At 37.2% G+C, this 18825-nt stretch carries 24 protein-coding genes; 17 read left to right on the top strand and 7 right to left on the bottom strand.

All coding sequences use genetic code 11. The features are described from left to right. Window positions 1-279: 279 nt before the first annotated feature. From KQ486_RS06165 to KQ486_RS06120, 10 genes are all read left to right on the top strand, one after another. Complete coding sequence (locus KQ486_RS06165) at window positions 280-525, top strand: hypothetical protein (RefSeq protein ID WP_216687072.1); 246 nt, start codon at window positions 280-282, stop codon at window positions 523-525. Between the two features lie 96 nt (window positions 526-621). Next, window positions 622-840, top strand: a complete 219-nt coding sequence (locus tag KQ486_RS06160; RefSeq protein ID WP_216687071.1) for a hypothetical protein — start codon at window positions 622-624, stop codon at window positions 838-840. A gap of 1 nt (window position 841) precedes the next feature. Further along, on the top strand, window positions 842-1054 hold the full coding sequence (locus KQ486_RS06155; protein ID WP_216687070.1) for a hypothetical protein: 213 nt from the start codon (window positions 842-844) through the stop codon (window positions 1052-1054). Continuing rightward, window positions 1051-1215 carry a hypothetical protein gene (locus KQ486_RS06150; RefSeq protein WP_216687069.1) on the top strand — a complete coding sequence of 55 codons (165 nt, stop codon included), beginning with the start codon at window positions 1051-1053 and terminating at the stop codon, window positions 1213-1215. The genes KQ486_RS06155 and KQ486_RS06150 overlap by 4 nt, the downstream gene beginning before the upstream one ends. Window positions 1216-2007: 792 nt before the next feature. Continuing rightward, window positions 2008-3300 carry a methyl-accepting chemotaxis protein gene (locus KQ486_RS06145; protein WP_144159998.1) on the top strand — a complete coding sequence of 431 codons (1293 nt, stop codon included), beginning with the start codon at window positions 2008-2010 and terminating at the stop codon, window positions 3298-3300. A gap of 418 nt (window positions 3301-3718) precedes the next feature. Then, window positions 3719-4660, top strand: coding sequence for a nickel ABC transporter permease (gene nikB / locus KQ486_RS06140; protein WP_144159994.1), 942 nt, complete (start codon window positions 3719-3721; stop codon window positions 4658-4660). A gap of 14 nt (window positions 4661-4674) precedes the next feature. Then, window positions 4675-5571: an ABC transporter permease gene (locus tag KQ486_RS06135; protein WP_144159992.1), complete on the top strand. Its 897-nt coding sequence runs from the start codon at window positions 4675-4677 to the stop codon at window positions 5569-5571. 19 nt (window positions 5572-5590) lie between these two features. Further along, window positions 5591-7153: a glutathione ABC transporter substrate-binding protein gene (locus tag KQ486_RS06130; RefSeq protein WP_246569206.1), complete on the top strand. Its 1563-nt coding sequence runs from the start codon at window positions 5591-5593 to the stop codon at window positions 7151-7153. A gap of 11 nt (window positions 7154-7164) precedes the next feature. Then, entirely contained in the window at window positions 7165-8166 is a 1002-nt protein-coding gene (locus KQ486_RS06125; RefSeq protein ID WP_144159989.1) for an ABC transporter ATP-binding protein, read from the top strand. Then, window positions 8129-9106 carry an ABC transporter ATP-binding protein gene (locus KQ486_RS06120; RefSeq protein WP_144159986.1) on the top strand — a complete coding sequence of 326 codons (978 nt, stop codon included), beginning with the start codon at window positions 8129-8131 and terminating at the stop codon, window positions 9104-9106. Before KQ486_RS06125 ends, KQ486_RS06120 begins: the two co-directional genes overlap by 38 nt. 180 nt (window positions 9107-9286) lie before the next feature. On the opposite strand, the gene KQ486_RS06115 is transcribed toward KQ486_RS06120, so the two are convergent. Then, a complete protein-coding gene (locus tag KQ486_RS06115) occupies window positions 9287-10135 on the bottom strand; it encodes a CAP domain-containing protein (protein WP_216687068.1) in 849 nt (282 codons plus the stop codon). Window positions 10136-10500: 365 nt separating this feature from the next. On the opposite strand from KQ486_RS06115, the gene KQ486_RS06110 reads away from it, so the two are divergent. Beyond that, a complete protein-coding gene (locus KQ486_RS06110; RefSeq protein ID WP_144159980.1) occupies window positions 10501-10929 on the top strand; it encodes a hypothetical protein in 429 nt (142 codons plus the stop codon). Between the two features lie 142 nt (window positions 10930-11071). On the opposite strand, the gene KQ486_RS14605 is transcribed toward KQ486_RS06110, so the two are convergent. Further along, window positions 11072-11554 carry a DUF1189 family protein gene (locus KQ486_RS14605; protein ID WP_144159977.1) on the bottom strand — a complete coding sequence of 161 codons (483 nt, stop codon included), beginning with the start codon at window positions 11552-11554 and terminating at the stop codon, window positions 11072-11074. Window positions 11555-11574: 20 nt separating this feature from the next. Beyond that, window positions 11575-11814: a DUF362 domain-containing protein gene (locus KQ486_RS06100; RefSeq protein WP_144159974.1), complete on the bottom strand. Its 240-nt coding sequence runs from the start codon at window positions 11812-11814 to the stop codon at window positions 11575-11577. A gap of 159 nt (window positions 11815-11973) precedes the next feature. Between KQ486_RS06100 and KQ486_RS06095 the strand changes: the two genes are divergently transcribed. Beyond that, on the top strand, window positions 11974-12528 hold the full coding sequence (locus tag KQ486_RS06095; RefSeq protein ID WP_216687067.1) for a DUF488 domain-containing protein: 555 nt from the start codon (window positions 11974-11976) through the stop codon (window positions 12526-12528). A gap of 43 nt (window positions 12529-12571) precedes the next feature. Here KQ486_RS06095 and KQ486_RS06090 read toward each other — a convergent pair whose 3' ends face one another. Then, window positions 12572-12991 (bottom strand): CBS domain-containing protein, encoded by a 420-nt coding sequence (locus KQ486_RS06090; protein WP_144159971.1) that lies wholly within the window; start codon window positions 12989-12991, stop codon window positions 12572-12574. A 230-nt stretch (window positions 12992-13221) separates the two neighbouring features. Here KQ486_RS06090 and KQ486_RS06085 point away from each other — a divergent pair, with 230 nt between their 5' ends. Next, window positions 13222-13662, top strand: a complete 441-nt coding sequence (locus KQ486_RS06085) for a FixH family protein (protein WP_144159968.1) — start codon at window positions 13222-13224, stop codon at window positions 13660-13662. Window positions 13663-13753: 91 nt separating this feature from the next. On the opposite strand, the gene KQ486_RS06080 is transcribed toward KQ486_RS06085, so the two are convergent. Beyond that, window positions 13754-14398 carry a DUF542 domain-containing protein gene (locus KQ486_RS06080; RefSeq protein WP_144159965.1) on the bottom strand — a complete coding sequence of 215 codons (645 nt, stop codon included), beginning with the start codon at window positions 14396-14398 and terminating at the stop codon, window positions 13754-13756. 173 nt (window positions 14399-14571) lie between these two features. On the opposite strand from KQ486_RS06080, the gene KQ486_RS06075 reads away from it, so the two are divergent. The 3 genes from KQ486_RS06075 (at window position 14572) to KQ486_RS06065 (ending at window position 16348) form a co-directional block, all read left to right on the top strand. Continuing rightward, window positions 14572-15255: a Crp/Fnr family transcriptional regulator gene (locus tag KQ486_RS06075; RefSeq protein ID WP_216687066.1), complete on the top strand. Its 684-nt coding sequence runs from the start codon at window positions 14572-14574 to the stop codon at window positions 15253-15255. Between the two features lie 228 nt (window positions 15256-15483). Next, window positions 15484-15864, top strand: coding sequence for a cupredoxin domain-containing protein (locus KQ486_RS06070; RefSeq protein ID WP_144159959.1), 381 nt, complete (start codon window positions 15484-15486; stop codon window positions 15862-15864). Window positions 15865-15889: 25 nt separating this feature from the next. Beyond that, a complete protein-coding gene (locus KQ486_RS06065; RefSeq protein WP_144159956.1) occupies window positions 15890-16348 on the top strand; it encodes a hemerythrin domain-containing protein in 459 nt (152 codons plus the stop codon). 270 nt (window positions 16349-16618) lie between these two features. Here the strand turns inward: KQ486_RS06065 and KQ486_RS06060 are convergent, their stop codons facing one another. Together KQ486_RS06060 and KQ486_RS06055 are read right to left on the bottom strand one after the other, a co-directional pair. Further along, window positions 16619-17407, bottom strand: a complete 789-nt coding sequence (locus tag KQ486_RS06060; protein ID WP_144159953.1) for a putative hydro-lyase — start codon at window positions 17405-17407, stop codon at window positions 16619-16621. A 67-nt stretch (window positions 17408-17474) separates the two neighbouring features. Next, window positions 17475-18152 (bottom strand): DUF421 domain-containing protein, encoded by a 678-nt coding sequence (locus KQ486_RS06055; protein ID WP_216687065.1) that lies wholly within the window; start codon window positions 18150-18152, stop codon window positions 17475-17477. A gap of 143 nt (window positions 18153-18295) precedes the next feature. Here KQ486_RS06055 and KQ486_RS06050 point away from each other — a divergent pair, with 143 nt between their 5' ends. After that, window positions 18296-18787 (top strand): metallophosphoesterase family protein, encoded by a 492-nt coding sequence (locus tag KQ486_RS06050; protein ID WP_216687064.1) that lies wholly within the window; start codon window positions 18296-18298, stop codon window positions 18785-18787. The last annotated feature ends 38 nt before the right edge of the window (window positions 18788-18825 follow it).

The raw sequence follows: 18825 nt of genomic DNA, 5'->3' as shown, positions 1-18825 counted from the left end.
TATTAATTCTCCTCATATTTATTAGATTAAGTTTAATTGACCTTATAAAATCTGTCCAACCAAGTGTAACCGATTCAACAACAAGCTTTTTGGAGTGAAAGAGTAAGTGATTAATCTAACAGGTGATAGGTGGTTAAAACTAGCCACCTGTTCCCTCATAAAACGAAGTGAGGGAAGTGAGGAAGAGTGAGGGAAACCCTTATTCCCGTTCTAACCGTTGTCACATAAGCGTTTGAGGGGAATTGGGGTAAGTGGGGGAAGGTTTTGGGGGTATGTAAAATGAAACCATCAAATCTAGGTTATATGGTTGGAATACCGAACGAATTATATTTTAAAACATTGAATCGTTTTTCTATCGTTTATATAGATCGTCAAGAAGATGGCTGGTTAGTTGTAAGAGAAACACACAGAAAAGATAGATTAGAGCCATACAGTTACAGGCAGATTATAAAAGCTAAATCTTTGGAATATGCCATACAAAAAGCAGAAAAATACATTCAATATTTGAATAGAAAGTCAGCTTAAAACTATTCTTTTTGTAGCACTAAATCAATCATAAATAGCGTTAATACAACGAAAGAGAAGGGGATATACCCCTATAGGTTAATGGAGGTGAGTATTATGGTTAAAGAAAGACGATTAAATAAACCACAAGATGTTAAAAGGCTTATGCAGGAGCAAATAAACATTCTAAGACAAGATGAGGACATTGACCCTATTAAGAGAGCTAACGCCATTGGTTACCTTTCTAACGTGTTTCTAGGAGCTTATAAAGATGGTGACGTTATGCAAAAACTAGAGGAAATTGAAAGTGAATTGAAAAAGAAAGGATTGAAATAACATGAGTATAAACTCTAGAATTGCAAAGTTAGAAAGACAAATAGAGTTACTAGGCGGTAAGGCGAGCGATATAGATTGGCCGGAATTATTCAAGGAATGGAGCGAGGTTGAGTTAAGACTCATCATAGATCACATTGAAAATGGCGTTCCTATATCTGATGAATTGGAATATAAATTAAATCAAGTAGCAGAGGGAATGGAGGTAAGCCAATGAGTATAATAAACAGATTGGCAAAGATAGAAAGACGCTTAGAACAATATATTGATACTCCACAAGTGCATTTCTTTAATAGCGAAGAAGAATATGAAGAAGCTAAAGAGAATGGCGAAGTAAGAGATAATGATGTTAGTTTAATAGATGATATAGTCAAATGATTGAGTGGATTGTGATGATAGGTGCATATTCGTTTTAAAAATGCGGTTGATCGCTTAGGTGGTTAACCGCTTTTTTGTTGTCCAATTGTTGACCAAATCAAAGTTTGTAGCCCAAAAATAAACGCACTACATAAAGAGAACAACAGATAAAGGTTATTATACCAAGGTTTATAGCACTTAATCTTATTTGAGAATATTGGCTACACAGAATTGACAGGGTGGAAGTCGTTGGTTCAAGTCCAATCGGAGTCATACCTGAAATCCCTTGACACATTTGGTGTTGGGGGATTTTTATTTATGTCTGAAATATGGAAAGCATAGATTGGTATCCAGCCACCAATTACCCATCAACAAGTGCATCATAAACAAGCACTTCATCATTATACTCCACCAAAATGATGAATGGGGCATCACCTTTCTCGTATTGATCAGCGGTTGTATACAATTTAGTACCCCTTGGAATTTTGCTAGCGTATAGATTCCTAAACCACTATTTATTACTTGAGCGTTTTTAATTTCTCCAATTCACAAATTAGTATATTCTCACCTTTCGAATCTCTCAATCCGTATCTATACTTCAAATTTGCAAAATCCAACCGATATGATCCATAGAGTGAACAAGATGTCGTTGTATTGTTAAATAATTGTCCAAATGACTGTTAAATAAACGTAGAATACTCCGATATAATTATGGGACTAAGGTAACAACTCCGATCGAAATAATTGTATCATTGAAGATCGGAATTTATATATACGTAGCTTTTGATCAATCTAGCAATCGGAGGAGAGTACATGAAAAAGAAATACCGTTTTGGACTTCGTAAAAAATTAATATTTTTCACAACAATTTTAGCAATCATTACATATTCGATGAGTGCTTTGTTTTTGTATGTAGTCTATGATTACATTACGCAGTATTGGTCTGTTTCCATGGAAGTATTTACGACCTTAACCTTATTGTTAGGGGTTATTTGGTCAGGAATTTTAGCTTTTTTTGCTGCTCGGTTCATTACAAAGCCTTTGGAAAAATTAGAGCACGCAGCCTCAGAAGCCGCCGATGGACAGTTGAACCAAGAAATTGATATTCATTCTTCGGATGATGAAATTCGTGCCTTAGGACAGGCGTTTGATCAGATGCTGACAAATCTAAGAGATACCGTTACGAATATTGATACGCATTTTGAACACACGAATGATACAGTTATTAAAATGAAATCTATTTCACAAGAACTTGCGAGTTATTCAAATACAATTCGTTCAGCGACCGATGAAATTGCCAGTGGGTCCGAAAGTTCTTCAGAAGCAATCCAACAAACAGTTGAGTCGGTTGAGCGGGTTACTGAGCTAGCTGAAAATGTTCAAGAGAAAGCCTCTACTTCAAGGGATAAATCGCGTTCGATGTTAGGTACATTGCAAAATGGGAAAATGGTTGTCAATCAATTAGTTAATGGCATCCAGCAGTTAACAGAGAACCAGGAAATTTCTTTGACGGATGTTAATCGCTTAAAAGAAAATACGAAGCAAGTAGAAACGATTATTACGATGGTTGGTGATATTGCCGAGCAAACAAACTTGCTTGCATTGAATGCGTCCATTGAAGCGGCTCGTGCAGGAGAACATGGTAAAGGTTTTGCAGTTGTTGCTGAGGAAATTCGGAAGCTGGCGGATCAAAGTGCTGAAGCCGTTAAAAACATCTCTGAATTGATTGCAGCGATTCAAAAGGATGTCGGTAATGTTGTTGGGCGAATCAATGAAAATGTAGAGACAGCAAGGGTTGAGTCAGAAAACGGTGTTAAAACAAATGCAGCGATTGAAGAAGTTGCCGATTCTGTAGAAGAAGTCGCAACAGAGATTGATTCGATTTCCGAATTAGTAAATGAACAGTTAGAAGCCATTCAATCAACGGCTTCACAGTCACAAGAGGTTGCCGCAGTCGCAGAAGAAACATCAGCTGGTACCGAGGAAGTCAATGCCTCGATTCAAGAACAAGCGAGTACAATTGAAGATGTTAATCACTTTGCAAATGAATTAGAAAGCCAAGCTCAAAGTTTAAATAAGCAGATTCAACGGTTTAATCTAAATTAAATAAGAGCAATATTATAACCTCTTTTCCTTTAAGGATGGAGGTTTTTTTGTATTCCTTTTAAGAAATTTAGGATCAATGTATTAGGCAATTAGATTTAGAAATTTAAATGATATGGAATTTGATGTCACAGAAAAAACGCGTCTAAACTCAATCCAGAACAAAATAAGTCTAAGTTGACAGTTTTATAAGGGACAATATCCTTTATCAAAACAAACTGAGGACACAATTCAATTTAACTGTTTATACATTTTTATACTCTAGATAACAAAATGTAGTTAATACGTCTCATTTTCTTAAAAAATGTAAGCGTTTTTTTAAAAAAATTAAATTTATTCAGAATAATAGGTTGACTTTCGAACATATGTAAAATAGAATACATAAAAAAGCAAGAAAATTCTGATGAATGGGGGTGAACGAATGATCGGGATGATCGTCCGTCGTATATTACAATTAACTTTCCTTTTGCTAGGTATCTCTTTTTTGGTGTTCATGAGCATGCATTTAGCTCCAGGTGATCCAGCTACCGTTATAGGGGGACCGAATGCTACTTCCTCAGATTTGGAGGCTATACGAGATAAAATGGGCCTTGATCGTCCAGTTCTCGTACAATATTTTGATTACCTAGGTGGAATCTTGCAAGGGGATTTCGGTTATTCGTACCAAACGAATCAGGCAGTGACAGAGGCTATTATTACTCGATTTCCTACAACGGTTAAATTAGCGGTAGCCAGTATGGTCGTTGCAGTCTTAATCGGCATCATTGCTGGAATTATTTCTGCAAGAAAACAGAATTCATGGGTCGATGTGACGAGTACAACTTTCGCGTTAGTTGGTGTTTCTATACCGAACTTCTGGTTAGGAACTATACTCATTCTAATTTTCTCCGTTAACTTTCAGCTTTTGCCTGTTGGAGGATTAAATTCACCCTTTTATACATTTGAAGGTATGAAAGAATTGATTCTTCCGGCAATAACGTTAGGAACAGCTTCTGCAGCTTTGATTGCGAGAATGACGAGGTCCTCGATGCTTGAAGTAATTCGTTCTGACTATATTCGAACGGCAAAAGCAAAAGGTGTAAGAAAGCGGCCGCTGATTTGGGTACATACGTTGAAAAATGCAATGATACCAGTACTCACAATTATTGGAATTAACTTCGGTTCATTACTTGGAGGAACAATCGTCACTGAACAGGTGTTTGCAATTAATGGTATCGGAAGGTTAATGATCGACGCCATTGCAGCGCGTGATTTTCCAATCGTTCAAGGCACCGTATTATTGATAGCGGCCATTTTTGTAGTAGTCAATTTAATCGTAGATATTATTTATACGCTTATTGACCCAAGGATCAGTTATGACTAGAAAGGGGGGATCAGATGTCTGCAGTTACTGAAACAGAGAAGAATATAAACACCGAAAAGAAAACGACAAATCGGTTCGTTGAAGTAGCTAAAAGTCTTATGAAAAATAAACTTTCATTAATAGGGATTATCATCATTACATTGATTGTTCTAGTCGCTATATTTTCACCGATTATTACGAGTTATGGACCATACGAGCAAAATTTAGAAAGGACAAAACTAGGTGTTGGATCGGAAGGTCATTTCCTAGGTACGGATAATTATGGCCGTGATATGTGGTCGAGAATTGCACATGGAGCAATCATTTCATTATTAGTTGGATTAAGTTCTGTCGGTATTGGTTTATTTGGTGGAATCATTCTAGGGTTGCTTGCCGGCTATTATCGTAAATTAGATAGTATCATTATGAGATTCGTAGACTTACTGTTTGCATTCCCTGGTATTTTACTCGCCATGCTCATTATTGCCATGTTAGGTACTAGTTTAGTGAATGTTGTTATCGCAATAAGTATCTGGTCCATACCTGGGTGCGCAAGGATTGTTAGAGGTAGTGTGTTATCCATTAAGAACCAGGAATATATTCAGGCGATGAAAACGGTAGGTGCAAGTGATCTAAGAATTCTTTTGAAGCATGTCCTACCTAACTGTACAGCTCCATTAATTGTCTATGGAACGATGAGAATGGCAACGGCAATTCTTTCAACATCTGCCTTAAGTTACCTTGGATTAGGTGCTCAACCACCAACAGCAGAATGGGGAGCTATGATTGCAGCAGGACAAGATTTTATGTGGGATGCACCACATATATCCATTATCCCAGGAATTGCGATCATGCTGACAGTTTTCGCATTTAATGTCGTTGGTGATGGTTTGAGAGATGCACTAGATCCGAATATGGACGTAAATAACTAACAAACGGAGGAGAGAAATGATGAGATTGAAAAAAACGATTAGCTTATTGTTCCTTTTAATGACAGTACTGTTATTGTTCGTAGGTTGTAGCAACAGTGAAAGTAGTAGTGATGGAAATAACGGAGAAGGTGCTGAAAGTGATAATGAAGGGGCGTTTGAAGTCACCTATGCGACGACCTCTGATGCAGCAGGACTTTCACCGATTGATACAAACGATTCAGTTTCTTCTAACGTTACATACCAAGTGTATGAAACGTTGTTTAAGCAAAATCCAGATACACTTGAACCAGAACCATTATTAGCAGATTCATATGAAAATCCTGATGAAAATACTTGGGTCATTAAGTTAAAAGAAGACATTGAATTTCACGATGGCACACCGTTTAATGCAGAAGCTGTAAAATATACGTTTGACCAATTAAAAGATCCTGAGCGAGCTGCACCACGTGCATCCTTACTTGCTCCGGTTGAATCGATTGAAGTTCAAGATGAGTATACAGTTGTCTTGAAAACGAAAGAACCTTATGGCCCGATGCTAGCTGCACTCAGCCATACGAATGCTGCGATCGTAAGTCCTGAGGCAGATAAAGAAGGAGATATTAACAAAGAACCTGTTGGAACAGGGCCATTTGTATTTGAAAGCTGGGAAGAAGGAAATCAGATTACGTTGAAACGAAATGAAAACTACTGGCAAGAACCGGCTGCAATTGAAAAAGTGACGTATAAAATAGTACCTGAGACATCTACCGCTATTTCAATGCTTGAAACAGGAGAAGTTCAGTTCATTGATCAAATCCCTTCTGACCATATTAATCGTATAGAATCACTTCAAGGAATCGAAGTACAAAAGACTGAAGGAACTCGAGTTTCCTATTTAGGGTTTAATATGGAAAAAGAACCATTCAATGATTTGAAGTTTAGGCAAGCTGTTGCTTATGGCGTGAACCAAGAAGCATACGTTTCACAGCTAAATGATCTTGGAGTCTATAGTGAAAGCATAATTGGCCCGAAAGTCTTTGGGTATGATGAAGAAGCAAAATCAGCAGGTTATGAATTTAATCCAGAGAAAGCAAAACAAATGATAAAAGAAAATGGCTATGAAGGACAAGAGATAACACTCCTTGCAGCCAATCGTGATAACTACCTAAAAATGGCTGAAATAGTTCAATCACAACTATCTGACATGGGTTTAAATGTATCCATAGAGACAATGGAATGGGCAAGCTTTTTAGATGTTGCTAGAAAAGGTGACTTCGATATGACTTTTCTTGGTTGGGCCAACAGTACGGCAGATGGAAGTGAATTGCTATATCCGAACTTGCATTCTGATAATATAGGTGCTTCTAACAGAGTGCGTTTTGATAATAGTGAGTTTAACCAATTAGTAGATGAATCCAGAACATCAGTCGATCAAGAAGTCAGAAAGGAAAAGTTGCATGAAGCAAACCTACTTGCAATAGAAACCGCTCCATGGGTTGTGATGAGCCATGGTGTCGTGACTTTGGGCTATGACGAATCGATTGAAGGATTGGTTGTCGATCCAACTGGTATGTGGTCTCTTTATCCGGTAACCAGAAAGTAGGTGCGAAAAAAATGTCAAATTTACTTAATGTCGAAAACCTTGAAATTAAGTTTCGAACAGCTGACGGCACTTTGCCAGCTGTTCGGAATATTTCGTTCTCGGTGGATCGAGAAGAAACTTTATGTATTGTGGGAGAGTCAGGTTCGGGAAAAAGTATCACTTCATTATCTATTATGGGTCTTCTACCATCGAATGGTGATATTACAAAAGGTTCTATTTATTTAGAAGATGAAAACCTTAGCGGAAAAAAAGAAGATGAAATGGAACGTTTAAGAGGTAATAAATTATCGATGATTTTTCAAGAGCCAATGACTGCCTTGAACCCTGTACTGACCATAGGTTATCAACTAAGGGAACCATTAATTATTCATAAAAATATGTCGAAAAAAGAAGCAAGCCAGGCAAGTGTGGAACTTCTGGATAAAGTTGGTATACCGAATCCAAAAGAGAAACTTAATCAGCATCCACATGAATTGAGTGGCGGGATGAGGCAGCGTGTGATGATCGCTATGGCATTGGCGTGTGAACCATCATTGTTAATCGCTGATGAGCCAACTACAGCCTTAGATGTTACCATACAGGCTCAAATTTTGGACTTAATCAATGACCTGCAATCCGAAATCGGTATGGGCGTCATTTTTGTAACACACGATATGGGTGTTGTAGCTGAAATCGCCGATCGTGTCATGGTGATGTACGGCGGGGAAGTAATCGAATTAGCAGATGTAGAAACTCTTTTTGACAATCCGCTTCACCCATATACGAAAGGTCTGCTTGATTCTGTACCGGATGTGGACGATGTATCTAAGGAAATCAATGCGATTAAAGGTTCGATGCCAAGTCTTAATGAGGAAATACCAGGATGTCGCTTTCATCCCCGCTGTCCTTTTGCTATGGATATTTGTAAGCAAAAAGAACCGCCTACGTTTGAAGTAACATCTACTCACTATAGTAAATGCTGGCTTCAGGAGGTGAATCAAAGTGAACCATCAAACACAGTTACTTCAACTTAATCATGTCAAAAAACATTTTCCTATTAAAAAGGGTTTGTTACAACGACCTAAAAATTATGTCAAAGCGGTCAACGGAATTAATTTAACTGTTTCAGAAGGAGAGACCTTAGGCGTTGTAGGTGAATCCGGATGTGGAAAATCGACACTTGGAAGAGTTGTTATCGGATTGGAAAAACTATCAGATGGATCGATTCAATTTAAAGATGAATCAATTGGTAATCTATCAGAAAGAAAACTAAAAAAATATAAAAAAGATTTACAGATGATTTTTCAAGACCCATTCGCCTCACTGAATCCCCGACAAAAAATCGGTAATGCTTTGGAAGAAATTTTTATCATTCATACGAATATGAGTAAATCTGAACGCAAGCAGAAAGTTTTATCCCTTTTAAAGGAAGTCGGGTTGAAAGAAGAGCATTATGATAGGTATCCGCGAGAATTCAGTGGAGGACAGAGACAACGAGTCGGAATCGCACGCGCTTTAGCACTCAATCCTTCGTTGATTGTATGTGATGAGGCAGTTTCTGCACTTGATGTGTCTGTTCAAGCACAGATAATGAAGCTTCTCAAAGATGTTCAAACGAAATATGAGTTGACCTATCTATTTATTTCTCATGATTTGGGTGTTGTGAGATATATGAGTGATCGAATACTAGTAATGTACTTGGGGGCACAGGTTGAATTAGGTGACTCAGAGCAAATTTATAAGAATCCATTACATCCTTATACGAAAGCTCTATTGTCTGCTATTCCACGGCCTAATCCAAAACATAAGCGGAATCGGATAAAATTGCAAGGTGATTTGCCGAGCGCATCTAATTATCCAACTGGCTGTCCGTTTCACACACGGTGTCCAATCGCTCAGGAACACTGTGCAGAGATTGTACCTGAATGGAGAGAGATTGAAGAAAATCACTTCGTGGCCTGTCATGAAGTTTAGTCACTTCGAGTAGATGATGATTTTATTAGGAAATGCACAAGCTAAAGAAGAGGTTATTCAGCTTTAATAAATGTCATATAAACAACAGAAAGTATTTCAAATAATGGACTCTAAATGACCAAATTAAAAAACCGACCAACAGCCTTAATCAGCTGATGGTCGGTTTCTCTCATTTATAATTTATTTTTCAATAAACTGTTGTGTCCAGTGGTTACCTTGTTCGACATACCCAACACCGATGTGTGTAAAGTTACCGTTTAAGATATTGGCACGGTGTCCTTCACTGTTCATCCAAGCATTGACGACTTGTTGTGGTGTCCGTTGTCCTTTGGCGATATTTTCACCAGCTGTACGGTAATCCACACCAAATTGCTTCATCATGTCAAACGGTGAGCCGTACGTTGGGCTGTTGTGTGCGAAATAGTTATTCGCAGCCATGTCACGTGATTTTTCGCGAGCAACTTTGCTCACTTCTGTATCAATCTGTAATGGTTGTAAACCATGCTTGCTTCTTTCTTCGTTCGTCAATTGAACGACCTGTTGTTCGAACTGATTCAATTCATTATTTGTTTGTTCAGGTTGTTCTTGTTTTTGTTCAGTAACTTCTTCTTCAACTGGCTGCTCTTTTTCTACTTCTTTTTCAGGTGTTTCTTCAATTTGTTGCTCTTTTTCAGGTGTATCTTTAACAGGTTGCTCTTTTTTTGGTTGTTCCGGAGCAGGTTGTTGATCTGGCTTCGGCTGATTTTCTTCATTCTTAGAAGGTTGTTGTACTTCTTGATCTTGTTGATTTACTTCTGGCTGTTCTTGATTGTTTTTCTTATCATCAGAGTTCGATTGAGTAAAGAATTTTTTCCACCAATCATTACCTGAGAAATAGTCGGACCACCCGTTAAAAGAATAGAAGACTTTATATGAATAATTCTGTTGTCCTTGTGCTTGATCGGATGCAGCTGCTGATGCAGAAGACGCAAACACTCCTCCGAACAGAATGGTTAAAGCGATCGCTAGAATGCTAATTTTTTTCTTCATGTGTTGTACACTCCTTTGGGTTGTTTTTGTTGCAACATCATCATAGCATGCGTTTTTCTGTCATATTTGTGGCATAAATTACCTGCTAACTAGACAATTACAGGGATAAAAGCAAAACCTTTAAGTAACAAGCAATTGAGAAATTGGCTATTTTTTAATAATTGGTTAATAGAAGTACACCAGGAAACTTTTACATAGATTTATATATTGACAGATTTCAAAAATCGTCTTTTGTTACAAAAGCGGTCTAAATGTAATGAAAATGTTACTTGATTTGACCAGGGAAGGTCTGCACGATGAATACTTTAATGTAAAAAAGGATAACACGGACTAAATATTGAATAAAATACTTAGGAGGTTATGGTATGAATCTCAAGCTTTCTTTACTAATTCCATTGATAGTTTTTCTTTTAACTGGGTGTGCTCCCAAAAATGAGCCCACAAAGGAATTTACTTTTAAAAATGAATCAGAGAATTGGGAGGCCACAATTTCCGGGACATATTCGCGAGGAAATTCTGATATTTTTGAAGAAACTACTGGTATTTTCACATATAAAGGAGAAAAGGATATTAGGTCAATTGATATTTTAACTTATACGAGTGGGACTGAATTTATGAGAGGAACAGAAGCAAATGAATTATCTACTGAACAATCCATTGAAACATCATTTGATAATTTTGGTTTTTGGGAGGATTATGAAGAAGGGAAAAAGATTATTTTAGAGTTTGAGTGGCGAGAAGGAGATAGAAATACAAAAAGAAAGGAAAAGATGGCATTAGAGTTAATGGAATAGTGAAATCTTTCTAAAACCCTGTTCTTATAAGTGTGATAAATTTCTCCAACATCTAACCCTTAGCTCACATACAAAAAAAGCACCGACTAAAGTCAGTGCTTACATAATAAATTTTCTCTACTTATATTTGTGGTCAGTTTCATTATTTTACACGTGGAAATACCAAAATCATTTTCGTAATCAAGAAAAAGTAGATCATCAAGGGCAGTAAATTAATCCAAACGGTTTCAATTTGAAAGATACGAAATATGAGATAGAAGATCATAGGGATTGTTAAGGAAAACGCAGTCATTTTCCACAACTGTTGGTAGGCTAGTTTTCTATGTAACAAGTTACGTAGAATGACAGCGAGTCCAGATAAAACCGATAATCCAATCACGACGAATAAAAAAATCGTTGCTGGATAAAGAATAATCAGTTGAATAAAGTACAATTCCCTCGGCATTCCAAAATAATCAACTTCCTGATAAGACTTAAATGCATGGAAAATATCAGGGAGAACTAAAATGAAAGTGAAAATCAGTGCGTAAACCATTGTATCTCGCATACTAACCCGGTTTAAGCGAAATAAAGCTTCTTTCTTTGGTAATTGAATACTATTTTTGACGTTTATTAAGAAATTCACGGCTGTTCCTCCGGCGTCCTTTAACTTCGTTTAAAAAATTCTTCGGCTGCTTTAAGGTATTTTTCCTCATCAGGCATCATGTCAAAATCTTCAACAATTGCACTCACAGGGCATACAGAAAGACATGCACCGCAATTGATACAGATTTCAGGATCGATATAATATTGATCTTGTCCTTTTTCAATGCAGTCGACAGGACAGACCTCTACACATTCACCTGCCATTTCATCTTGGCAAGGGGCAGTAATTACAAAAGCCATTATCTATTCCTCCAATGTTGACTTACTCTATCATGTTCATTACTCATTATAATGAAGATTCTTCAAATAAAAAAGCTTTCCGTTCCAAATGAATGACGATTAATCTTATGAGGGAAGGGAACTGAGTAAATGAAGTGCTACGAAAGAGGAGGAATTTGAATGAATATCTATACAGTCGGTCATTCTGTTCATAGCCAAGATTATTTTTTGAAAATGCTTTCCTATGCGGATATTGATTTTGTCGCAGACGTCCGAGCCTTCCCGGGTAGTCGGAAGTTTCCTCATTTTAAAAAAGAGCGGATGGAACAGTGGCTACCAGAATCAACAATCGCTTATCAACACTTTCCTCTTCTTGGTGGAAGACGAACAAAATCAATATCATTTCAGGAAGAATTGAATGATGGGTGGAACAATCGATCTTTTCATAACTACGCGGATTATACATTAACCGAAGATTTTTTAGAGGGAGTAAATGAACTTCAACGTACAGCGAAAAACCATAACCTTGTTTATTTCTGTTCAGAAAGGCACCCTTCACGTTGTCATCGTTTATTAATCAGTAACTGGCTACAAGCCAATGGATGGAAGGTGTATCACATCATCGATAATTCCAAAAACGAAGTAGAACTTGTTGAACATGAATTAGGCCGATGGGGTGCGATGCCAATCATTGAAGAGGATGGATCTGTTGTTTATCCAGAACTGAACGCATGAAAATGCCCACCTTTGAAATGGAGGTGGGCATTATAGCTATTATTTATTTTTCTTCTTTAATTGCGCTTTGCGCTTCATCGACAATATCTTTCGTTTGAGGGTTTCTGGCTAAGTCACCTATTGAGACAACACCTTTTAACTCATCATTTTCGACGACGAATAGGCGTTTCACTTGATGACTTTCCATTTGCTCAACTCCTTCGCGAACATCCGTGTCAGGAGCTGCACTAATGACTTTGCTTGTCATGATTTCATTAACTTCCGTGTTCTCTGGATTCTTTCCTTCTGCCAATCCGCGAATCACGATATCACGATCGGTAACAACGCCTTTTAGCTTATTACCTTCCAACACTGGGAGGTCTCCAATGTCATGATTTTTCATCTCTTTCGCTGTATCCGTAAGATTGTCTGTTGAATCTGCTGCAATGACGGTTTCTGTCATAACTTCTTTAACCATAGGCATGTTGATAACCTCCTTTAGATGAAATTCTTATGCCTCATTGGGTCTTGTTTGACCCACAGTAATACTATTTCCGGAAAGCGATATCTTAAAACTAGGTAATTTGTACACCAATACGGAACACTATGCAAAGTATTCATAAACTCTTCAAAGATTTTATTAAATGAATAATGAATACTATGTTAAATTGAATAAAGAAACAGCAATTTTGATGACAAATGGAGGAAAAACAAATGAAAATAAAACGTTTAATAATTTTGGCATTATTCGTTCTTGTGTTAGCAGCTTGTTCAAATGGTGATCAGGAGGAGACAACAGATTCCTCAAATGATGCGAATGAGTCAGAAGAGTTAACCGCATTGGAAGTGGAAGTTGATATCCCTGAACAAGTCGAAGTAGGGGAAACGGTAGAACTGAAAGCCTTGGTTACTTATGGAGAAGAAGACGTCACTGATGCGGAAGAGATGAACTTTGAGTATTGGAAAAAGGGCGATCAGGACAATAGTGAAACCGTTGAAACGACGAACAATGGAGACGGCAGCTATACCGTGGAAGTCACGTTTGAAGAAGAAGGCGTATATGAGATGTTTGCTCATACGACTGCGAAAGGTCAGCATAATATGCCACAAGCATCAATCACTGTCGGAGATGTCGAAGAATCCGACGAGAAATAATTGTAAATACAACAAGGGCAATCTTCAGAAATGATGAAGATTGCCTTTTTCTATCCTAATTTATTTATTAAATACTTACTCTCCAATTAGATTAACAATACTTCTTCAAAAACATCTCGTCCAATTTTAAAAAGGTAAGCTTGAAAGTTGTACAAACGCCTTCTGGCTCACCGAGTGCTTCTGTCGTTTTTCGGAGAGATGTAATCAATTCTTCAATATTTTTGTAATCTTGCTCGAGGTTGATCAGTAATTGTTTTAATTGGACATCTTTCTCATTGGAATCTGGTTGCTCTTTCATTGGAAGAAGCACATTTTCTTTTCGTTGCATCACATGGCTGAGTTGCTCCTTAAGCATCTGATACAAACTATGAATACTTACAAGTTCAGGAAATCTTCCTCCATGCACTCGGTAAATCTTTGTTACGTAACCATCAACTTCATCAAGGTCTTTTTTAAATTCTTGATGGCGTTCGAGGATATACGAGGTTATTTGATTGACGGAATCCATATCCAATTGGTTGACAGTCTCTTCGTTTGGTTGATTTTTGATATATAATTCGTTTAATTGATGCAATATTTCATGTTTATCTAATCCTAAATCTTCTGAGATCTCACCTATTGGTCGATTATTCTTACAACAAAATCCTATATTGTTTCCTTTAAGAATGGAACTTGATTTTGGAAAATCAAGAACAATATTTCCAGTTTTCGATTCAAGCGTAAATATTCCTTCCATTTGTCATCCTCCTTATATTTTAACGATATACTATGTAGTTTAAATGGTCGTTTCAGTATTGGCTGTGCGATAGGTCACAAAACGAAATGAAAAAGTCATATTCGTTCAATGAAAAGTAAAACAATCTTCTATATAATGAAAGTAGATGATTGTGAAAGAGAGGATGTTTTTTAATGGTATATTCTCCTGAGTTTTTTAGGCAATTTCCTATTTTTTCAGATTTGACAAGTAATGAGTTAGCTGGAGTGGCGGAGATTTCCAATCAGCGGAGTTTTCCTAAGGGAACGAATATTTTTATAGAAGGTGAAGAACGAAAGGCTGTTTACTTTATCTTGTCAGGATTGGTAAAGGTATACAAAGTCAGTGAAGAAGGGCAAGAACAAATTATTTCCTTCTTGCATTCAAATGAAATGTTTCCACATGTTGGCTTTTTTGATGAAACACCAAATCCTGCAACAGCAGTAACAATCACCGAAGTGACCTTGCTTTCCATCCCAATAAAAGAATTTGATGCCTTAATGTTTCGTAAACCTGAAATTTCCATTAAGGTGATGAAAGTTATGGGTAAAAAATTGTTAGAGTTACAGAACCGAATTCAGTCGATTACTTCTCAAAGTGTATTTTCACGTATCGTTAGTACATTATTGCGATTTTCAAAAGAACTAGGAGAGCAACAGGAAGATGGAACGATTCGTATCCGCATGCCAATGACCAATACCGATTTCGCTAGTTTGATTGGTGTAACAAGAGAGTCAGTCAATCGTTCTTTAAATCGGTTAAAAAAAGAAGGCATTATCGATCATAGCCGTAAGGAAATTCATATACTGGATGAAGACAAACTAATCGATTATACATAATTTTTCCCTTGCTTTAAGCGAAGTAGATAAAGGCATCCAATCGAATGAGTATATTTCACTTAAAACAAAAGAAACCCCAATCATCAGTTGTTCAACAATTTAACTAACCTAGACACAATATTGTCAAAAAGCATTGCGAAAACGTGATTTGGAACACAATTTGAATTCCTTTGGGATTTATACTGTAGTTAGTAAGACAGATAGAAAAACCAAAGGAGGAGTTTATTTATGAAAGGTTTCAAGGGGATTTCATTTTTAATTTTAATGGGGTTAATTCTCGTGTTGGCTGCATGTGGTGGAGGAGACGATGAGTCATCAGCATCCGAGGATCAATCTTCTTCTTCTGATACAAGTGAGAAAGTTGTTTTAGAAGCATCCAACTGGGATTTTGATCAAGAAGAATATCAAGCAAAAGCTGGAGACGTCACAATTGAATTGGTCAATGCGGAAGGAATGCATGGAATCACAATTGATGAACTGGATGGCTTTGAATTAGAAGGCGAAGGAAGTAAAACGGTTGAACTAGAAGCAGGAGAATATACGGTTCGTTGTAGTATCCCATGTGGTCAAGGCCATGCAGATATGGTAACGACCATCCAAGTTTCTTAAATCATGCACCATAGGAGGGTAAGGGATGAAGCGGCATGAAGCACTGACACCACTATCCCACCATCATCATCATGCGCTAGTTGTTGCTTTGGATTTCAAAAGAGCTGGCACAGAAAAAAGTTCCAAAAGCTATAAAACATTGATTGAGGAAATGAACGAATTTTGGAAGGAAGATGGGGAGCCTCATTTTCAAGATGAAGAAATGATTCTGTTTCCAATCTATTTGATTTATGCTGAGGAGCCAGATGAAGCGTTGGTTAAAAAAGCTCTCTATCAACACACGAAGATCAGAGGCTTGGTGAAAGAATTACGAAGTCTTCCTATAAAAAACTATGACAAACTGAATGAATTGGGACACCTATTGGATGAACATATTCGTTTAGAAGAAAGAGAATTATTTCCATTGATTGAAAAAGCAGTACCAGATGAATCTTTATACGAAGCCAAAGGGGGATATCATAAAGATTCGGTGAGCGGACGATAACCTATCCTTACAGTGAAAATAAAGATAGGGCATAATTCTAAAAATGAAAAAGCACTGACTTCGGTCAGTGCTTTTTATGTGTGCTAAATCAGTCGGTTTTAACTAGTTTTGTAAGCGCTAATCAAAGATAGCGCTCGAAAAAGATGAGCTATATCCTTGAATAGAAGCGTCCTAATCAAAGATAGCGAGCCAAAAAGGGATGCTATCCCCAATTAGAAGTGTCTTCATCAAGGATAGCGTTTATATAGATACCTATTCGAAAAAAAATAATTATAATGAAGTGCGATTTTCTAAAAAGTCATCATTGGTTACATCCGTAACAAACATATGCCCTGGAGAATGTGTGATCATAAAAGGCACCTTACCTTTTACCGCAGCCATTTGAGGTGTCACTCCACAAGCCCAAAAGACAGGTTCTTCATCATCTTCTATTTTGACCGCATCGCCGAAATCAGGTCGGTCAATTGCTTCGATTCCAATTTGATCTGGTTCACCGATATGAACTGGTGCACCGTGCATGTTTGGATAGTTTGCCGTAATTTGGCGAGCTTTTTCAATTAAGGTTTTTTTGATTGGTCGCATCGAAACGACGAGAGGTCCGTGGAACACACCCGCCGACGTTGTAGGGATCGTTGTCGTATACATGGCAACATTTTTACCTTCTGTAATATGTCTTAAAGAAATTCCAGCATCAAGTAATGTTTTTTCAAATGTAAAACTGCAGCCAATTAAAAATGTGACCAAATCATTGTTCCAAATAGATTCAATGGAACTGAGTTCTCGGTCGACTTTCCCGTCATGATAAACTCGGTATTTCGGCACATCGGTCCGAATATCTGAGCCATTCGCAAGGTTTGATTCCACCTCACCTGGTTCCAACACGTCGATGATCGGGCATGATTTTGGATTCCGATAAGCAAATAGAAAAAAGTCAAATGCATATTCTTTGGGTAAAATAACAACATTCGCTTGTACAAAATCTTCACAATGTCCGGAAGTTGTATGATTAAATTCACCATTTCGGATTTTTTCTCTTAATATTTTAGGGTAATCTCTCATGATACAAACGCTCCCATTTAAATGATAATGTTAGCGTATCTTTTGAGATATAGAAAGTCAATAACGGTTAGTTGTCATACGTTTGAATGTTGAAACCGTTATTTGGATGCCATTCAGCAAAGTAAATATCTTTCACCTCAATATTTTGATCCCTCAATTGCTCAAGCAACCAATCTTTCGTTTTACCAGCAGCTTCCAGGTCTCGCTTACTGATATCTCCTTCTTCTATAAATAAATAACTCGGGTGATTTTGTTCGAAATCATCTAATAGTTCATCTTTATCCGCCTGGTCATATCTGGCTTTCTTAATCACACTGACTAAACCACTTGTTTCTAAAATGGCGTGTTGAACTTGTTCAATGGAAAAAATTCCTTGCATTCGTAAAAGTGTTCGAAGTTGTTCCGTCTCTAACTTTGCTTTCTCCACATTCTTAATATTTAACTTTCCATCTTTAATGAGTGTGATGGCACGACCTTTAACAATCGGCCGTAATTTATCATATTTAACGAGTAAAGTTTCAATTGCCCAAATTAAAAAAGCCCATAGTGCAAGTGCAAAAATAATGTGATAAAATTTAGCTTGGTCTTCGTAAATGGATTCTTCGATTATTCCACCTAATATTAGTGCGTATACGAAGTCTAGAGGTGTCACTTGGGAAAGCTCTTTTCTACCAAGCAATCGTGTTATAATGACGACACCGATTAAGCCGATAATTAATGAAACAGCGATCGTTTGAAACATCATTGACGGATATCCTCCTTTTTTGATTAGTCGCATAAACAGTACCCCTGTTAGTGAGTAAGCAAACTTTTTAAGGGCAATGTCCAAGCTGTTTCATTTAATTTTCATTTACTGTCAAAGAGATGTACTTTAGAAAGGAGCTAACCATGAGGGTCATTGTAATCGGTGATACTCACATGCCTAAGAAAGCGGAAACACTACCAATACCCCTGTTATCTGAATTGGAGAGAGCTGACTTGATTATCCATACAGGAGATTGGTCTTCACTTGAAGTCTATGAGGAATTGAGTCGGTTCGCTGAGGTAAAAGGCGTTAGAGGGAATATTGATCAAGTTGAAATAGTAGAGAGCTTTCCAGAAAAGTTACTCCTGAATATAAAAGGATTTCATATCGGTGTTTTTCATGGAGACGGTACAAAGGGCACGACGGAGAAAAGAGCTTTGGAAGCATTTGAGAGTGAGCAAGTAGATGTCGTTTTATTCGGTCATTCGCACATTCCGTATCTTCGTTATCATCAAAAGACATTATTGATTAATCCAGGTTCACCAACGGACAAACGAAGAGTTCCAGTAAATTCTTTTGTTGTTTTAACGATTAAAGAGACGATTGACCCATCATTTAAATTCTTTCATTCTTAATCAAATAATGGAAACAGTTTTTACTTTTCACTTCCAAA

Source organism: Allobacillus halotolerans (genome assembly GCF_018967645.1).
Taxonomy (GTDB): Bacteria; Bacillota; Bacilli; order Bacillales; family Alkalibacillaceae; genus Allobacillus; species Allobacillus halotolerans.
The sequence above is the reverse complement of the archived record's forward strand: the minus strand, read 5'-3'. Positions and strand labels throughout refer to the sequence as shown.

What these genes read in the sequence shown, in the direction of transcription:
- KQ486_RS06160 (WP_216687071.1), top strand. Translation starts at nt 622, where the DNA reads ATGGTTAAAGAAAGACGATTAAATAAACCACAAGATGTTAAAAGGCTT.
- KQ486_RS06060 (WP_144159953.1), bottom strand. Translation starts at nt 17,407, where the DNA reads ATGAGAGATTACCCTAAAATATTAAGAGAAAAAATCCGAAATGGTGAA.
- KQ486_RS06050 (WP_216687064.1), top strand. Translation starts at nt 18,296, where the DNA reads ATGAGGGTCATTGTAATCGGTGATACTCACATGCCTAAGAAAGCGGAA.
- KQ486_RS06085 (WP_144159968.1), top strand. Translation starts at nt 13,222, where the DNA reads ATGAAAATAAAACGTTTAATAATTTTGGCATTATTCGTTCTTGTGTTA.
- KQ486_RS06090 (WP_144159971.1), bottom strand. Translation starts at nt 12,991, where the DNA reads ATGCCTATGGTTAAAGAAGTTATGACAGAAACCGTCATTGCAGCAGAT.
- KQ486_RS06130 (WP_246569206.1), top strand. Translation starts at nt 5,591, where the DNA reads ATGAGATTGAAAAAAACGATTAGCTTATTGTTCCTTTTAATGACAGTA.
- KQ486_RS06150 (WP_216687069.1), top strand. Translation starts at nt 1,051, where the DNA reads ATGAGTATAATAAACAGATTGGCAAAGATAGAAAGACGCTTAGAACAA.
- KQ486_RS06125 (WP_144159989.1), top strand. Translation starts at nt 7,165, where the DNA reads ATGTCAAATTTACTTAATGTCGAAAACCTTGAAATTAAGTTTCGAACA.
- KQ486_RS06145 (WP_144159998.1), top strand. Translation starts at nt 2,008, where the DNA reads ATGAAAAAGAAATACCGTTTTGGACTTCGTAAAAAATTAATATTTTTC.
- KQ486_RS06075 (WP_216687066.1), top strand. Translation starts at nt 14,572, where the DNA reads ATGGTATATTCTCCTGAGTTTTTTAGGCAATTTCCTATTTTTTCAGAT.
- KQ486_RS06055 (WP_216687065.1), bottom strand. Translation starts at nt 18,152, where the DNA reads ATGATGTTTCAAACGATCGCTGTTTCATTAATTATCGGCTTAATCGGT.
- nikB (WP_144159994.1), top strand. Translation starts at nt 3,719, where the DNA reads ATGATCGGGATGATCGTCCGTCGTATATTACAATTAACTTTCCTTTTG.
- KQ486_RS06095 (WP_216687067.1), top strand. Translation starts at nt 11,974, where the DNA reads ATGAATATCTATACAGTCGGTCATTCTGTTCATAGCCAAGATTATTTT.
- KQ486_RS06080 (WP_144159965.1), bottom strand. Translation starts at nt 14,398, where the DNA reads ATGGAAGGAATATTTACGCTTGAATCGAAAACTGGAAATATTGTTCTT.
- KQ486_RS06155 (WP_216687070.1), top strand. Translation starts at nt 842, where the DNA reads ATGAGTATAAACTCTAGAATTGCAAAGTTAGAAAGACAAATAGAGTTA.
- KQ486_RS06100 (WP_144159974.1), bottom strand. Translation starts at nt 11,814, where the DNA reads ATGGCTTTTGTAATTACTGCCCCTTGCCAAGATGAAATGGCAGGTGAA.
- KQ486_RS06165 (WP_216687072.1), top strand. Translation starts at nt 280, where the DNA reads ATGAAACCATCAAATCTAGGTTATATGGTTGGAATACCGAACGAATTA.
- KQ486_RS06065 (WP_144159956.1), top strand. Translation starts at nt 15,890, where the DNA reads ATGAAGCGGCATGAAGCACTGACACCACTATCCCACCATCATCATCAT.
- KQ486_RS06115 (WP_216687068.1), bottom strand. Translation starts at nt 10,135, where the DNA reads ATGAAGAAAAAAATTAGCATTCTAGCGATCGCTTTAACCATTCTGTTC.
- KQ486_RS06070 (WP_144159959.1), top strand. Translation starts at nt 15,484, where the DNA reads ATGAAAGGTTTCAAGGGGATTTCATTTTTAATTTTAATGGGGTTAATT.
- KQ486_RS06135 (WP_144159992.1), top strand. Translation starts at nt 4,675, where the DNA reads ATGTCTGCAGTTACTGAAACAGAGAAGAATATAAACACCGAAAAGAAA.
- KQ486_RS06110 (WP_144159980.1), top strand. Translation starts at nt 10,501, where the DNA reads ATGAATCTCAAGCTTTCTTTACTAATTCCATTGATAGTTTTTCTTTTA.